The sequence below is a fragment of the Pseudomonas sp. QTF5 genome (assembly GCF_000512695.2).
Classification (GTDB): domain Bacteria; phylum Pseudomonadota; class Gammaproteobacteria; order Pseudomonadales; family Pseudomonadaceae; genus Aquipseudomonas.
Genome location: NZ_AZRW02000004.1, coordinates 236,634 through 252,926 on the forward strand (window position 1 = coordinate 236,634; position 16,293 = coordinate 252,926).

The following is a 16,293-nucleotide window of genomic DNA, read 5'->3' on the forward strand; positions in this document are numbered from 1 at the left end:
GGATAGATGAGCATCAAGTCGCCAATTGATTGGCAAACTGTCCGACCGCGTCCACCACTTTCTGCGCACCGTCCTGGATCTCGACGATCACCGTCCCTGCCTCCGCCGCCAGCGCCAGACCTTGTTCAGCCTGGAGTTTACCCTCGGTCATGAGTGCCACCGCGTTGCGCGCCATGTCCTGGTTCTGGCGCACAACGCCCACAATTTCATCGGTCGCCTGGCTGGTGCGCGAGGCCAGTTGCCGGACTTCGTCAGCCACCACAGCAAACCCCCGCCCCTGTTCACCGGCGCGAGCTGCTTCGATGGCCGCGTTGAGCGCCAGCAGGTTGGTCTGCTCGGCGATACCACTGATGGTTTTGACGATGGTGCCGATCACCAATGATTGCTCGTTCAGCGCCTCGATGCCTTCGCCCGCGGTTTGCATGTGTTTGGCCAAGTCACGCATGACGTCCACCGCTTGAGTCACCACAGTGGTCCCGCGCTGGGCGCTGCTGTCGGTTTGCTGCGAGGTGCTGTAGGCGATGTTGGCCGCTTCGGCGACAGCCTGCTCCTGATTGACCTGATCGGTAATCACCGTGGCGAATTTCACCACTTTGTAGAGCTTGTTGTTGGCGTCGGCTACCGGGTTGTAGGAAGCCTCGAGCCAGATCACACGACCGTGGCTGTCGATACGCTTGAAACGGTCGGCCACGAACTCACCGGCGTTCAGGCGGCGCCAGAAGTTCTGATACTCGGCGCTGTTATATTCCTCTGGCGCGCAGAAGGTGCGGTGATGTTTGCCCTGGATCTGCGCCAGACTGTAACCCATACCATTGAGAAACCGCTCGTTGGCCGTCAGAACGTTGCCATTGAGGTCGAATTCGATGACTGCGGTCGAACGCACCAGTGCGCCGATCAGGTTCTCATGTTCGCGGGACGCCTCGATGGTGCGGGTCAGGTCGCTGGAGTAAATCGAGAAGTGTTTGATCCGGCCATCCGGGGACCGTATCGGTTGCATGATCGACCGCAGCCAGGCTTCGGCACCATTGCCCCGCAATAAACGAACCGTGCCGGCAAAGTGCTCGCCACGGGTCAGCGAGGCCTTGAAGCGGCGGTGGAATTCGTCCGATTTCACATGGACGGGGACGATGTCTTCGATGTGCCGGCCGACCAGATCGTTGCCCTTGTAGAGCATCTCACCCATGAAGTTCTGGTTGGCCGACTGAATCCTGCCATCGGAATCAAGGGTCAGGACCAGCATCTCGCTTTCCAGGCTCTCCTTGATTTGCTGAAGGCTGGAGAGTTCTTCGCGAAGAGCCGACAGCTCCTGCTTCAAGCGTTTGTTGAACATGGAAAAGCACCGATGGACAGAAGTAGGAAGCGGCTTACAGCCTAAACATCGGCATTAGGGATATTTTCTGAAGAGTGTTTCAGGATTTCCCTAAAAAATAGTCGCGGTACGAACACCCTCATATCGCGCCAGCCACCGAACAGCGCCCCATTCTTGGCATCCGCGCGCCGAAATACGCCGCGCTGCCAATGCCCACCGCCCCCATCACCGCGCAGAAGATCACACAAATCCATGGGCTCCACGGCATCAGTCCGATCAACAGCAATGGTGTGATACTCGCCCACGCCGCGTAGGCAATGTTGTAGGTGAAGGAAATTCCCGAAACGCGAATACGCGCCGGAAACAGGCTGACCATCACCGATGGCACCGCGCCGACCACCCCGCAACCGAGGCCGGCCACCGCATAGGCCAACCCGATCCACTGACCCTCAATGAGGCAGGCGTAGAGCACGCCAATGCCCAAAGGCAGCAGCAGGCTATACAGCATTACCGTGCGCCAGGCACCGATGCGGTCGACAAGCAGCCCCGCGAGTACGCAGCCGATGTTCAGAAAGACGATGCCCAAGGCACTCAGGGCGAAGGTATGGCTGGCGGTCATTCCGAAGGTTTTTTGCATCATGGTCGGGGTAATGACCACAAAGACCACCACGGCCGAGGTCAGCACACAGGTGAGGATCATCGCCGGCAGCATCGCCAGGCGATGCTCACGCAGGACCGTGCTCAGCGGCAGTTCGACCGCGGCCTCGCGCTGGGCCTGCATCGCCATGAACACCGGGGTTTCACTGAGCCAGCGACGCAGCCAGACACCGATGACGCCAAACACACCGCCCAGCAGAAACGGATAGCGCCAGGCGTAATCGAGGATCTCCGCCGGGGTGAACGTCTGCGCCAGAAATGTCGCCGTCAGGGCTCCGATCAAGTAGCCAAACGTCAACCCCGCCTGTAGGAAACCCAAAGCATAACCGCGATGCCCAACCGGCGCATGCTCGGCGACGAACACCCAGGCACTTGGCACTTCACCGCCCACCGCCGCGCCTTGCAGGACCCTCAGGGCCAGCAGTAGGAGTGGAGCGAAATAACCGATCTGGGCGTAGGTCGGCATGATCCCGATCAACAGGCACGGCAACGCCATCATCAGGATGCTCAGGCTGAAAACCTTCTTGCGTCCCAGTCGGTCAGCGAAATGCGCCATTAGAATCCCGCCCAATGGGCGCGCCAGGTAGCCGGTGACGAAGATCCCGAAGCTTTGCAGCAGACGCAGCCACTCGGGCATTTCCGGCGGGAAGAACAGTTGGCTGAGGGTCAGCGCGAAAAATACGAAAATGATGAAGTCGTAGATTTCCAGCGCGCCCCCAAGGGCTGCAAGCCCCAGGGTCTTGTAGTCCGAGCGGGTGAAGGGCGCCGGGCGCGCAGCGGTATTGGCAGTCATGGCAAAGAACTCTGGCAGGCAAAAAACCAAGGCGCCCATGGTCTACGCAAATACACTTGCGGACAACCCGTCAGACCCTCGTAGTGCGGGAGTGAGCAACTCTCACATTGGAGAACCGTTACACCTTTCACATGAGCACTAGACCGCTCGACACAAGTAGTTTCAGTATGTACCCCGCCCCACCTCCGAGGGCTCACGCTGAAAAGGATCTGAGCATGTTCAAACTCGCAGGACTTACTCTCGCCGCACTCACCCTGAGTACCGCCGCCCACGCCGACGTCGATCTGAAACTGGGCAGTACCGAACGCATCACCCGACTGTTCGCCTATCCCAACAACTGCAACGTCATCTGTTTTCGCAACTGGACACTGGAGCAGACAGTCGAGCACTACCTGACCCAAAGCGTACAACGCGATGGCTACAAAACCGCAAAAGTTCAAGTCAAAACCGATAACGATCAGCTCTACGCCTCAATCAGTGGCGTGCCTGCTGGCTATGAAAAACCACTGACCGCATTGCTCGATGCCGGCGATCTGGCTTACAACGGCGCCAGCAAGCTAAGTACTGACGGTAAATGGACCTATAACTGGTACCTGTTCCTGCCGCTGGGCATGGCGCTGGAAAACCGCAAAAGCGTCGAACTGCTGCACTTCCCGCCGGATTACTCGCTGACCCAGGCCCAAGACTACCTGGAGTCCAAGACCACCGATCGCTGGGCCACGCTGCTGACCGCTAACGGCATCCCCGTTGACCAGACACCGGGCTATCAGACCATCATCGACATCGCGCCGATTGCCGCGCCATCCAGCGCCGGCAAGGACCTGGAAGGCGTCTATGACTACTTCAAGGATTACCAGACCACCATGGTCAAGGAAGTCAGCCAGAACGCCAGCGGCGCTGCGTTGCCGATGGTTGCCTTCGGCGCACCGGTGCGTAACTGGATCAAGCAGCAATACGGGCCGACCGTGGACGTGCTGGGCCTGGCAACCATCAGCCCGAGCGAGGGTGTGAAGGTGCCAGTACTGGGTTCCAACCATCCGAGCTACATCTGGTACGCCGCCGATCCCGAGGCCTACAGCGGCAGCGATGCCCAGGCCAAGGCTGACGCCGCTGGGCTGAAAGTCATGGGGCAGGATTTGAGCGCCGCATGCTGGCAGGCCGGGATGGGCAGCAAACCGGGTACTGACCCTACCGTTCAGCTGAAAAGCTGTACTCAGACCTGGCAAGTGACCCAAAAAGAAAAAACCTGCGAGCTGTTCTACACCTCGATCCGCAACCTGACGCCCGAACAGGCCGTGGCCAAATGCGCAACAACGACGGTCAAATCTCAGCTGAAACAGCTGAAGAGTCCGTCTCTTGCGACCTCTGCCCCTGCGCCACACCTGTAAACGATGAAAGCCTTTCCCCGCGTGAGCCATGGCTGACGCGGGAAAGAGCCTTTTTCGCCTGTCATATCTGACAGTAGACCGGTTGTTTCATTTGCGAGAGGCTTGGGACGTACCCATGTGCTGCAGAGCTGACAGGAGGTCAGCTGATAGAAGTCGCAGCACCCTGCTAACAAGGATTGTTATGAGAGCCCATGCCGAACAAGGAATAACCCCACCGTCATTCAATGGCATCTATCCATTTAAAGAGTTGTCTCTTCGCCTTGGATTCCCCTCCGAAGCCGACTTTAAAATCATCTCCAACGCTCGGGGATCGGCAATGGCTGTCGAGGCGCAGCGCGAGTTCCCTCGCATCAGCCGAATCTGCCGGATTTCCGGACATCTGTTGCCCTACCGCAACCGACACACCCGGCAGCTGGCGCCGGGAATCCACGTCTATGATCCGCGTTTCTGCAGTCTGCTGAACCATTCCTGCGACCCCAACGTTTTTCTCGACATGAGCGAGCTGTGGTTATGGGCGCTCAAAGACATCAAAAAGGGTGACCGGCTGACGATGGATTTCGCCACGACAGAAGACAAGCTGCTGCGGCAGTTCGCCTGCCGCTGCGGTTGTTCCTGCTGCCGTGGCTGGATCATCGGCTATGACGAGTCGCCGAATGCCAATGGAGAACAGTTTTTTCAACACTGGCGTCGACGAAGTCACGGCTGAAAGGCTTTTACAACGCCTCGACCGGACGCAAACGGTACTGCGGCGGCAACTGTTCGAAACCGCTGATGGTGGCGTTCAGGCTTTTCCAGCGTCCATCCTTGATGCCATAGATGCAACCATGGATCGACAGGCTCTGCCCGCGGTGCCAGGCGTTTTGCACAATGCTGGTATGGCCGACGTTGGCCACCTGCTGGATCACATTGAGTTCGCAGAGGCGGTCGACCCTTTCTTCTTCGGTGGACAACTTGGCCAGTTCGTCGCGTTTTTCATAATAGAGATCGCGAATCGAGCGCAGCCAACCGTCGATCAGGCCCAACTGACGGTCCTGCATCGAGGCGCGTACACCGCCGCAACCGTAGTGGCCGGTGACCAGGATGTGTTTGACTTTGAGTACGTCGACCGCGTACTGAATCACCGATAGGCAGTTGAGGTCGGTGTGCAATACAACGTTGGCCACGTTACGGTGCACGAACAGATCGCCCGGCAACATACCGACGATTTCATTAGCCGGCACGCGGGCATCGGAGCAACCGATCCACAGATACTCCGGGGTTTGTTGGCGGGCCAGCTTGGCGAAGAAATCAGGATCTTCCTGGGTGATCGCGTCGGCCCAGCGCTCATTGTTATCAATCAGATCTTGTAAGTCGTTCATGCAATGAAGCCTCGATAATGATGCGCTGCTTTGACAGACAACCTCCTGTCGGGGTCACGCGCGAAATGCAGACAGCCATGATGCCCGGCACTCCATGCCGGTGGAATTCTCGCAAGCCCAGTGGGTCAACTGTAGCAAGGCCTACAGTATGAGGAAATGCCATGACTGATACACGACGCCCGTTCGATGAGGCGCAACCCGAGCCCATCGACGACAACGAAGACCGCATGGGCTCAGTGCATGAGCTGGATTTCGACAAGGAAGAACCTGGCGCCAGAATCGGCGACTTGATCCCCGAACGCGAGCGTGCGCAGAAGATGCCCGACGAACGCGTCCGTGAAGCTGGCATGACCGGCGGCTCGACCGATGACCATGAATCCACCGACGATGACATGAGCCCGGAAACCTTGATCCGTGAAGACGGCGCACGGGACGCCCGCGAAGAGGGTGAAGGCGACCAGGCGGATTGGGATTTGAGCATTGTCGATGAGGACGACATCGGCGGGGGCAATGGGCTGGATGAAGAAGAGATGGCGCGGCGCGATCCAATGGATGGCAAGCGTTGATCGTTTTCGTCAGTGAGAACGCCTTCGCGGGCAAGCCTCGCACCTACAGGTTTTGTGTTGATCACGACATGTATGACCGACACAAAACCTGTAGGAGCGAGGCTTGCCCGCGAAGCTTTTAAAGCGAATCAGTCAACCAAAGTGCAGGCCATAACGACCGCATCTTCACGCCCGCCAACCGCGGGGTAATAGTCCCGCCGACGCCCAATCTCATTGAACCCATACCGCTCATACAACCGAAACGCCGCCCGGTTGCTGTCGCGCACTTCCAGAAAACACTCCCGCGCCTCTGCCTTGTAGGCAATCGACATCAAATGCTCCAACAGCGTCAAACCCAAGCCGCGGCCCTGATTTTCCGGTTTGACGGTGATGTTCAGCAAATGCGCCTCGTCGAGAATGATCTGCACCACGCCATGACCGACCTGCTGCTGCCCTTCGAACATCAGCCAGATCTGATACTTGCCCAGGCCATCGAGAAAAATCCCGCGGGTCCAGGGGTGGCTGTAAGCCGCGTATTCAATTTTCAGTACAGTGTCCAGGTCCGCCTCGGTCATCGGGCGGAACGATACAGCGTCACTCATTCGATTCTTTCCAGCGCGCCATCAGCCGACGCATGGCTTGCCAGACATCAGCCTTACGCTGTGGCTCTTCCATTAATAATTCCAGACCCGGCAGGGACCAGACCGAACCCAGGCCTTCGACCTGAAGTTCACGGTTGAAGGATTCGGCGTTGGCCTCACCGGCAAAACGCACCGCCGGCAAGCCGATCAGCCACAGGCAGACGCATGGAGCGTCTTCCAGACGGGCCGACAGAAAGCCTTGTACGAAATCCCGAGCCGCTTCCGGCCCTTGATCCATGGTGCCGCGAGCCAGCAGCGGCCAGCGCACCGGTTCGCCGATGATCTGCGGGCTGTCTGGCAGGCCGGCGGCGCGCAGCATGTCCTTGAGCAACAGATAGGCCGGATCGCGGGTCTGGAAGCTTTCGCCTGTGGGTAACTCCACCAGCAACAGGCAACGACCGGCGCGCAGCAATTGCAGGGCGAAACGCGGCGGCGGAACGACCGGCGCCTTGACCGCGACCGGGGCCTCTTCTTCTTCGACCTTGGCGTTCGTGCGGGTGCTGGCCAACGATGGCCGTGGCACCTCGATCTTCACCCGTTCGGCGGGGTTGGCCGCAGGTTCAACGGGCGCTTGCGCCTGCGGAACAGGCGCAACCGGGGCGACGACCAACGGTTCGGGCATCTCCAGCAGTTCGGGCCGCGACGGCGCAGCAAAGGGCAATTCGGTGCGCGGCAGCCAGTTGACCACCTGCATGGCGGTCAAATAAGCGCGGCGACGGGACTCGATAAGCAAAGGTCGGCCACTTGTGGATAACTAAAGTGCGGTGATTCTACCGCCCTTCGCTCAAGATCGCCCGCGCTTGATCGATAGAAAACCGACTGTCCATCCCGAGAGTGAATCGACACGGCTGCGATGCAGTACAATCGCGGCTTTTAATCGCCAACCAGCCGGCCATTCCGATGATCGAACCCAAGCGCGTCTTGCGCGCCCTCGCTGAACACTGGGCACTTCTGGAGCCACTGTGCGAGCACTTCGACCAAGGCACATTGAGCCTCAACGAACTGCGCACGCAACTGGCCGCCCAGCAACTCGACAGTACGCCGCAGGACATCACCAGCCTGCTGGACGTGTGGATCCGCCTCGACATTCTGGTTCCCGTGGCGAAAAGCCCGAACCGTTTCGAGCTCAACGCGCAGATCCACGACTTCCTCGCTTACCTGCGCCGTGAGCACCGTCTGGGCCTGTGCCTGGAAATCGAAGCCTATTTGCGCCATCTCGAGCGCTTGGCCGGTTACATTCAGGATGCCTTCGACATTCGCGACGGCCACGACCTGGCGCGCCAGTTGCGTCTGCTCGACATGCGTGTGCGGGACGTTCTGAAGAAACTCGCCAACGACGAACAGGCCCTGGTGGCCGTCGCCGAGCGGGCCAAGACCAGCGACCGGCAGATCCCGCTGCGTCAGCGCTACGCTGAGGTACTGGCGACCTGGGATGAATACGTCGAACCGATGATTCAGTTGGTGAACGCCGACGGCGCCTTCGAACAAGGCGTGCGCAAGGTCGAAAACGTCCTGCTGAAGATGCTCACTGAACAGCAGCGCCTCGGCCATCTGGTCGACGACGACATGCTGCTGCGCACCCACGCGCGCATCCTCGAAATGCAGACCAGCGCCCAGTTGACCCTGCGTCATGCCCGTGAACTGCTCCTGCCGCTGCGTGAAGAAGCGCGCCGGCACAACGCCGTGACCCGTGGCGCGGCGCTGGCCTTGTCGGCCATTCGTCGTAAAGGTATCGATGCGGTGCCACAAGCGGCAATGCCGATGTTCACCCGGCCGCAAAGCACCTTCCTCGGCAGCGCCAGTCAGGTCGAAGCCTACGTGTACGCGCTGGCCCGTTTCGAGCCGAAACCAGCGCGGTTCCCCAAGGCTCACAAAACCCAGAAAGGCGAAGCCCCGCGCGCGCCACGCACGGTTCGCGAAATGCTCGAACGCTGCGAAGACGCCCTGCCGATGCCGGACCTGATGACTTGGCTGCTCGAGCAGGAGCCGGACGGCGCTACCGACGAATTGCTCTATTGGTTCTCGCGCCTGTCCCGTGAGAAACGCTTCAAACGCGAGCGTCTGGAACGCCGCGATTACCACACTCACGAGCATCAGGTCAGCCTGCGCTCCTTCGCCCTACTCTCGGCCGGTGACACCACCGCCGAGAATTCTGCGAGCATTCCACATGCATCTTGATCTATCCGAACTGTCCCAACTGGCGCCGATCTTTCGCGAGCTGTTCAAGGGCTACCACGTCAGCCGCCGCGATCCGGAGCTCTACGCGCAACTGTCGAACTTCCAGGACCAGTACCGCACGCTGTTCAAGGCACTGGGCTTTGAACTGGTCTGCGACACCCGTGGTTTCTACTACTTTGTGCCGGACCTGGCCGCTGCTGCGGTGAACAAGACTGCACAACGTCTGGCGCTGTTCACCTTCATCCTCGTCGAGCACCTGGCCGATCAGGGCCGCGACCCGGTCGCCGTGCTCGACGGTGGCAGCCTTGGCCGTGATGAATTGCCGTCGTTGCTGGAAAAGTACCGCGACCTGTTTATCCAGGCCGAAGTGCAGACGGTTGAAGAACTCGAAGAAAAAATCATGCGCCGCATGACTCAGCTCGGTTTCGCCGGCGAAGAAAACGGCATCTACCGTTTCCTGCCGCCGATGCACCGCTTCCTCGATGTCTGCCTGTCTGTCCAGCAAGACCGTGATCTGGCCGCCAGCCTGCACAGCGTGTTGCCATTGCCGGTGCCAGTGCTGATCGATGACGACAGCGACGAAAAACTTTTGGAAACCGATGACCCGCTGGACCTTAGTGACTTCGAAGAAGAAAGCGAAGAAGACGCCATGGCCCGTGCCATTGCCGAAGAACAGGAGACCGACGCATGAGCAAGGAACGCTACGGCATTCGCCGCTTTGCCCTTTTGAACACCGCCGGTTACAGCCTCGGCCTGTTCCCGCTGGAAGAGCCGCTGTCGGTTTACGGCGCGAACAACCTTGGCAAATCCGCCTCGATCAACGCCTTGCAGTTCCCGATTCTGGCGCGTATGTCGGACATGAGTTTCGGCAAGTACAGCCTGGAGCAATCCCGGCGTTTCTACTTCGCCTCGGACACCAGTTACATCCTCGTCGAAGTTTCATTGCCGCACGGTCCACACGTGATCGGCGTGGTCGGTCGCGGTCCCGGTGGCGGTTTCGGTCACCAGTTCTTCGCCTACGCCGGCAAACTGGATCTTGCCCATTACCAAAAAAATGACACCTGCCTGCGTCAGAAAGAACTGTTCACCAACCTTGAACGCGAAGGCCTGAAAGCCTACGAGCTCAAGCCGGATGAACTGCGTCGTTTGCTGGTCGGCGGTCACACCTCGATTCCACTCGACCTGACCCTGATCCCGCTGCGCTCCACCAGCGAGCAGAGCTTGAAGACCTTCCGCGCGCTGTTCATCAACTTGCTGCACATGCGCGAAATCACGGCTGCGAAACTCAAGCAGTTGTTCCTCGATGCGTTCGAACACAGCCTGCGTTCCGGCAGTGTCGATTACATTGCCGCGTGCGAAGAAGCCTTCCGCGACGTACGCCGTATGGAGCAGGACTACAACTCCCTGGTCGCTGCCGGCCCATTGGTCGAAGCCTTGGCCAACGGCGTGAAACAGCGGGACATCCTGCGCGGCAAACTGCATCGCCTGTCGCCGCTGCTCGATTCCCTGCTCGGCACCTGGTCGGACTATGCCAGTGCGCGTAAGGAAGAACTGACGATTCAGGCCGAGCACTATCGCAACGAGCAGGACGCGCTGCAAAACGATCAACGCGGCGGCACTCAGGAGCTGATGCGTCTGGAGCGGGAAATCACCGGCATCCAGCGCTGGCTCGGCGAGTTGTCGGTGCTCAAGCATCGCTTCGCGCTGGTCGATGACGTCAAAGTCCTTGAGCAGCAACTGCTCGCCGCCAAGGACGCGCACGACGAACTGGCCGGTGCACTGGCCCAGTCGCGACAGTTCAGCGCCGAAGACCTGGAAGAGCGTCTGCGGGATCTGGAAAAACGCCTGAAGTCGGTCAAACAGCAACTCGATCACGCCGACAACAATAGCTATGCCCGTTTGCGCGAAGAGTTCTCGCAACAAGACGTCGAGCGCCTTATGCGGTTGTTCAACAGCGCATTGTTCAGCCTGCCATTGGGCGAGCACGGCATTACGCTGGACGAGGACGGTCAGTGGGTCAAATCCATGGAACTGATCCTCGATGGTTTCAAAGGCGAGCGCTTCGAAGTGCCGGGCCTGTCCATCGACATTTCGCACATCGAGCCGCCAGCGCTGCAAGCCCTGGCTGACCGCGCGGCGCTGCGCGATCAGAAAGAGCGTCTGGAAAAAGAACTCAAGCAGCTGAAAACTCAAGCTGCCGTGGCGGCAGACCGCGCGGCCAGCAAGACCCAGACCGAAGCGCTGTACCAGCAAGTGCTGGATGCGCAGAAAGCCCTGGAAGACTTCCGCCGCACGCAAACCCTGAGCGCCGAGGAAGGCGACAAGCTGGAACAGCTTGAACAACTGGAGGCCGCTCAGGACGAGTTGAAGCGTTCCAGCGACGCCTTCACCGAACGCGTCCAGCAACTGTCGGCCAAGCTGCAACTGGTCGGCCGGCAGATCGGCGACATGGAAGCCAAGCAACGCACCCTCGACGACGCCCTGCGCCGCCGTCAGTTGTTGCCAGCCGATCTGCCATTCGGCACGCCGTTCATGGACCCGGTCGACGATTCCATGGACAACCTGCTGCCGTTGCTCAATGACTATCAGGACAGTTGGCAAGGCCTGCTGCGGGCCGACGGCCAGATCGAAGCGCTATACGCTCAGGTGCGCCTCAAGGGGGTGGCCAAGTTCGACAGCGAAGACGATATGGAGCGTCGCCTGCAACTGTTGATCAATGCGTACGCACACCGCACCGACGAAGCCCTGACCCTCGGCAAGGCCCGCCGTGCGGCGGTCACCGACATCGCCCGGACCCTGCGTAACATTCGCAGCGACTATGACAGCCTCGAACATCAACTGGCGCTGTTCAACCGCGAGATCAACAAGCGTCAGGTCTCCAACCTGCAAAGCTTCCGCATCGTGCTCGCACCGAACAAGGAAGCGCTCAAGCACATTGACCAGATCATCCACAGCGCCGGTCAGTACGAAGAAGGCGAAACCCTTTCCGTCTTCGACCTGAGCCAAAGCGCCGATCAGGACAACAAAAACGAAGAAGCCAAGGAATACCTGGCGCGCCTGGTGGCGGCCAACCACAACCAGCTCGGTCTCAAGGATCTGTTCGAGCTGGCGTTCGAGATCACCAAGGTCAATGGCCAACCGGTGATCCACACCGACATCGACGGCGCGGCGTCCAACGGCACCACCATGACCATCAAGGCGCTGACCAACATGTACTTGTTGCTGCACTTGATGGACCGCGACCAGGCCGGTCGCGTGCGCCTGCCGTACTACCTCGACGAGGCGGCGGACATCGACGAGAAGAACCAGGCAGCACTGCTGGAAACCAGTCTGCAATTGGGCTTCGTGCCGATCCTGGCGAGTGTGAAGCCGCAAGTTTGCGCCAGTGTCGCCATCGACCTGGAAGGCGGCAGCGGCCCGAACGGTATCTACATCGACGAGGCGGACTGGAAGTACATCCGTCGCCACGATGAAGTGAAGGCTACCGTTGTTGTACAAGCTGATGAGCCAGAGCTGGATGCGGTCTGACGCTTAAACCGAAGCAAAAAAAGGCCGCGATCCAAATGGATCGCGGCCTTTTTTATGCAATGACTAGAGACTTTCTGTGAGTTTGATGCCGTCTTCGCGAGCAAGCCCGCTCCCACACTGGATCTTTGTCGTTCATAACATTTGCGTACGACACCGATTAAGTGTGGGAGCGGGCTTGCTCGCGAAAGCGGCATCACAGGCGCCGATAAACTACTTGCCGATTGCGATCTTCGGCGCCCAGGTCAGCCACTCATCTTCGAACTGATCGAACAACGGGAAGGTTTGCTCAGGCCGCGCCGGGACACCCATGCGGTCGCCATCCGGCGTGGCAAAAGCAATACCGCCCTGAACCAGCGTCTCCAGCGATTCAGTGCGTATTGTCGCGCCTTTGAACAAGCCGTAGTCCAAGCCAAAACCACTGGTATTCCAGAACCGCGTGCCCCTGCGCACCAGTGGTGCATACTTCGGCTCGATCAGAATGTGCACCAACACTCGATCGGCCGTTTGGCCCAGTTCATAGCCGGTCACCTTGCCTACCGTGATTTCGCGATAGGTGACGGGAACGCCGGTCTTCAGCGAACCCCGACGAGCAGCGCTCAACACCAGGCTTAAACCAGCCTCTTCCTTGGCGGTTTCCGGGGGATTGGTCAACGCCACGAAAGTCTTCTGCGGGCCGAGGTTCTTCGGTGCCGGTTGCACTTCGATGTATTGCCCGGTGACCAAAGTTTCGAGGTTCGAAGTTTTAAGCAGACCGAGCTCAGGTTTGACGACCCAGAACTGACTGCCGACCCGAGCGATACGCTCCGGCACTTCTGTGATCCGCGCGGTCAGCAGTACTGATTGCAGGTCATCACTGAGGTCGACGTCCTCAATCTTGCCAACGTCCAGGCCTTTGAATCGAACCGGCGTGCCACTGCGCAGGCCATCGGCTCGATCGACCTTGATTGTCACCATAGTACCTTTCTGCGTTGCCTCATCATGGTTGGCATGCAAGCGGAAACGTGGAATACGCTTTTGCAACGGCGCCTTGGCTTCCGGGGTTTCGAAGGCGATACCTCCGGCCATCAGGCTTTGCAATGATTCACTTTTGACCTGGATGCCGCCGGTTAACCCACCCGTGAGCGTAATGCCGCTGGCATTCCAGAAACGCGTCGAGGCGTTGACCAGCCCTTCGTATTCCTTCTCGATATGCACCCCGATCACCAGCTGCTTTTTGGTGCGGGAGAATTGATAGCTCTGAACCGAACCGACCTTGACCTGTTTGTAGAGAATCGGACTGCCGACTTCCAGAGAACCAAGGTTGTCGGTGAACAACACCAAGTGCAGGCCTGGCGAACGCAAATCCAGCGGCGGCGCCTTGGGCCGTGCTTCGAACTCGCGCTGCGGTGCACCGCCCTTGTCGCCTGGGCGCACGGCGATGTAGTTACCTTTGACCAGCGCTTCCAGGCCCGTAATACCGGCGAGTGAAATTGATGGTTTCACCACCCAGAACTGAGTGCCGGTGACCAGGTAGTCCTCGGCCAACGGGTCGAGAGTCAATTCGGCGCTGGCACTGGCCAGATCCGGGTCAACCTTGAGTGTTTTCAAATTGCCGACCTGGATGCCTTTGTACATCACCGGCGTACGACCGGCCTGCAGGCCTTCGAAATCGCTGAGTTTGACCTTGACCCGAATACCCGCTGCGGCTGCATCGAAATCCTCGTAGAGACGGAACGGCAGGCTTGGATCGGTGGGCGGGCTGTCCTTGCGGTTCTCCGGAGTGGCGAACGCAATACCACCGGCGACGATGCTGGCGAGGGACTCGCTACGCACTTTCACACCAGAAAGGTTGGCGTCGATACTGATGCCGCTGGCATTCCAGAAACGCGTGTGTTTACGCACAAGGTTGGCGTAAGTCGGCTCGATGAAGACTTTGAGTTCGACAGTATTCTGGTCTGCGGACAGCACGTAGCTTTTGATCTGACCGACCTGAATCTGCTTGTAGAACACCGGGCTGCCGCGATTCAGCGAGCCAAGGCGATCAGCCTTGATGGTCAAGTGCAGGCCGGGTTGGGCGTCCGACAGCGGAGGCTCTTGGGCAAGGGCCTTGAACTTGCGGGTCGGCTCGCCTTCACCTGGGCTGACGGCCACATAGTTGCCCGAGACCAGCGTCTCCAGGCCCGTGATACCGGCCAGGCTCACGCTCGGTTTGACCAGCCAGAAACGCGTGCTGGTCTTGAGGTATTGCTCCACGTCCTTGTTCATCTCGATGGTCGCGATCACTCCTTTGGAGCTGCCTTCGTCATCGAGCTTGAGGGCTTTTACCTTACCGACCGACATGCCTTTGTAGACGACTTCGGTCTTGTTGGCCTGAATACCTTCACCGCTTTCGAAGCGCACCTGAATCTCGATGCCCGTCTCGCTGTAGGCACGCCAGCCGAGCCAACCGCCGATGATCAAGGCAATCAGGGGCAACGCCCAGATAGCAGACCAGTTCGAGGCCGGTCGGGTTTTCGCTTTAGGCAAATCAGTCATGGTCGTCGTCCGACTCCGTGTTATCCCAAATCAGTCGGGGATCGAAAGTTACTGCGGCAAGCATCGTCAAAATCACCACACTGGCGAAGGCGATGGCGCCAGGATTGGCTTCGATACTGGCAAGCCGTCCGAAATTCACAACCGCCACCAAGATGGCGATCACAAAGATATCCAGCATCGACCAGCGGCCGATGAACTCGATAAAGCGGTACATCAGAATGCGCTGGCGTGCCGAAAGCGGCTGGCGGCGCTGCACCGAAAACAGCAGCAATGCGATACCCACCAACTTGAACGTGGGGACCAGGATGCTGGCGATAAAGACCACGGCGGCGATTGGAATCATGCCGTGCTGAACCAGTTGAATCACACCGGACATGATGGTGCTCGGATCGCCCTGCCCCAGGGAATTGACGGTCATGATCGGTAGCACATTGGCCGGGATGTAGAGAATCGCGCCCGTGATCAATAATGCCCAGGTACGCATCAGACTGTTCGGGCGGCGGGCGTGAACCAGCGCACCGCAGCGGGTGCAAACCTGCTCGTCGGTATCGGCTTCCTGCTTGTTCAACTCATGGCATTCAGCACAAATCAGAATGCCTGCATCAATCGCCCGCATGGGCATCTTCTCCTGATAGAGCCTGCCAGATCTGGTGCGGTGACATCACCACTTCCAGCCAGACCTGAACCAACAACAAACTGATGAAGCACGCCAGACCAAAACCTACGGTGATCGCCGCCATATCGGCCAATTTAACGATCGCAACCAGTACGCCCATGAGGTAAACCTCGAGCATCCCCCAGTCCCGTAGATGGTGATAAATGCGGTAGAGCAGCAAGCCGTAACTGCGTCCAATATCGAAGCGAATACTCAGTAACACGACCAGTTGGCAAAGCAGCTTGAGCAGCGGAATCCCCATACTGCAAAGGAATACCACTGCCGCTACGCCTCGCATACCGGTATCGAACAGACCGACAACGCCACTCCAGACAGTATCGTGCGACGACTGTCCGAGTAGATGGAGTTGCATGATGGGTAAGAAGTTCGCCGGGATGTACAACAATAGTGCGGCAGTGACCAAGGCGAGACTGCGCTGCACGACATTGTGTCGATGGGCATACAGCTCATAACCGCAGCGTACACAGACGGCTTTCTCACCATGAGCAAGCTCAGGCTTGCGCATCAGCAAGTCGCACTCATGACACGCTACCAAGTCGTCCAGCGGTAAATCTGACAGCCCAGGGGCGTCAACCGGATCTGGCATAAAGGCTCTGGCTCCAAAAAAGTTGGACCTATTCTAGTGTCCTGACTCGAAAACTGTGCAATTTTGTGCTGACGTCGAAGTGTTCTTTTCCTGCGGACAAAACAAAACCCCTACCTGCAT

14 protein-coding genes and 1 pseudogene are annotated in these 16,293 nt (G+C 58.9%); 6 read left to right on the forward strand and 9 right to left on the reverse strand.

Annotated elements, in window-relative coordinates; genetic code table 11:
• Positions 1 to 13: 13 nt before the first annotated feature.
• From IC37_RS30860 to IC37_RS05320, 3 genes and pseudogenes are all read right to left on the reverse strand, one after another.
• Positions 14 to 592: a methyl-accepting chemotaxis protein gene (locus IC37_RS30860; protein ID WP_371916310.1), complete on the reverse strand. Its 579-nt coding sequence runs from the start codon at positions 590 to 592 to the stop codon at positions 14 to 16.
• A 9-nt stretch (positions 593 to 601) separates the two neighbouring features.
• Positions 602 to 1,330, reverse strand: a pseudogene (locus IC37_RS30865) (PAS domain-containing protein); the annotation flags it as partial.
• 118 nt (positions 1,331 to 1,448) lie between these two features.
• Positions 1,449 to 2,759, reverse strand: a complete 1,311-nt coding sequence (locus tag IC37_RS05320) for an MFS transporter (protein ID WP_030129675.1) — start codon at positions 2,757 to 2,759, stop codon at positions 1,449 to 1,451.
• 215 nt (positions 2,760 to 2,974) lie between these two features.
• Between IC37_RS05320 and IC37_RS05325 the strand changes: the two genes are divergently transcribed.
• A complete protein-coding gene (locus IC37_RS05325; RefSeq protein ID WP_030129674.1) occupies positions 2,975 to 4,147 on the forward strand; it encodes a hypothetical protein in 1,173 nt (390 codons plus the stop codon).
• A gap of 181 nt (positions 4,148 to 4,328) precedes the next feature.
• Positions 4,329 to 4,853 (forward strand): SET domain-containing protein, encoded by a 525-nt coding sequence (locus IC37_RS05330; RefSeq protein ID WP_030129673.1) that lies wholly within the window; start codon positions 4,329 to 4,331, stop codon positions 4,851 to 4,853.
• A gap of 7 nt (positions 4,854 to 4,860) precedes the next feature.
• Here IC37_RS05330 and can read toward each other — a convergent pair whose 3' ends face one another.
• Positions 4,861 to 5,505, reverse strand: coding sequence for a carbonate dehydratase (gene can / locus IC37_RS05335; protein WP_030129672.1), 645 nt, complete (start codon positions 5,503 to 5,505; stop codon positions 4,861 to 4,863).
• Positions 5,506 to 5,666: 161 nt separating this feature from the next.
• Between can and IC37_RS05340 the strand changes: the two genes are divergently transcribed.
• On the forward strand, positions 5,667 to 6,071 hold the full coding sequence (locus IC37_RS05340; protein WP_030129671.1) for a hypothetical protein: 405 nt from the start codon (positions 5,667 to 5,669) through the stop codon (positions 6,069 to 6,071).
• A gap of 128 nt (positions 6,072 to 6,199) precedes the next feature.
• On the opposite strand, the gene rimI is transcribed toward IC37_RS05340, so the two are convergent.
• Complete coding sequence (rimI, locus tag IC37_RS05345; protein WP_007896888.1) at positions 6,200 to 6,652, reverse strand: ribosomal protein S18-alanine N-acetyltransferase; 453 nt, start codon at positions 6,650 to 6,652, stop codon at positions 6,200 to 6,202.
• Positions 6,645 to 7,385, reverse strand: a complete 741-nt coding sequence (locus IC37_RS05350) for a hypothetical protein (RefSeq protein WP_030129670.1) — start codon at positions 7,383 to 7,385, stop codon at positions 6,645 to 6,647. The genes rimI and IC37_RS05350 overlap by 8 nt, the downstream gene beginning before the upstream one ends.
• Positions 7,386 to 7,591: 206 nt before the next feature.
• Between IC37_RS05350 and mksB the strand changes: the two genes are divergently transcribed.
• From mksB to mksF, 3 genes are read left to right on the forward strand one after another with little or no spacing between them, the layout of a single operon-like run.
• Entirely contained in the window at positions 7,592 to 8,869 is a 1,278-nt protein-coding gene (gene mksB, locus IC37_RS05355) for an Mks condensin complex protein MksB (protein ID WP_033864873.1), read from the forward strand.
• Positions 8,859 to 9,560, forward strand: a complete 702-nt coding sequence (gene mksE, locus IC37_RS05360) for an Mks condensin complex protein MksE (RefSeq protein WP_030129668.1) — start codon at positions 8,859 to 8,861, stop codon at positions 9,558 to 9,560. Before mksB ends, mksE begins: the two co-directional genes overlap by 11 nt.
• Entirely contained in the window at positions 9,557 to 12,397 is a 2,841-nt protein-coding gene (mksF, locus tag IC37_RS05365) for an Mks condensin complex protein MksF (protein ID WP_030129667.1), read from the forward strand. Before mksE ends, mksF begins: the two co-directional genes overlap by 4 nt.
• Positions 12,398 to 12,607: 210 nt before the next feature.
• On the opposite strand, the gene IC37_RS05370 is transcribed toward mksF, so the two are convergent.
• From IC37_RS05370 to IC37_RS05380, 3 genes are read right to left on the reverse strand one after another with little or no spacing between them, the layout of a single operon-like run.
• The gene (locus tag IC37_RS05370) at positions 12,608 to 14,911 is read right to left on the reverse strand and encodes a PqiB family protein (protein WP_030129666.1); all 2,304 of its coding nucleotides are present in this window, start codon (positions 14,909 to 14,911) and stop codon (positions 12,608 to 12,610) included.
• Positions 14,904 to 15,527 carry a paraquat-inducible protein A gene (locus tag IC37_RS05375; protein WP_030129665.1) on the reverse strand — a complete coding sequence of 208 codons (624 nt, stop codon included), beginning with the start codon at positions 15,525 to 15,527 and terminating at the stop codon, positions 14,904 to 14,906. Before IC37_RS05375 ends, IC37_RS05370 begins: the two co-directional genes overlap by 8 nt.
• Complete coding sequence (locus IC37_RS05380; protein WP_030129664.1) at positions 15,514 to 16,173, reverse strand: paraquat-inducible protein A; 660 nt, start codon at positions 16,171 to 16,173, stop codon at positions 15,514 to 15,516. The genes IC37_RS05375 and IC37_RS05380 overlap by 14 nt, the downstream gene beginning before the upstream one ends.
• Positions 16,174 to 16,293: the final 120 nt, after the last annotated feature.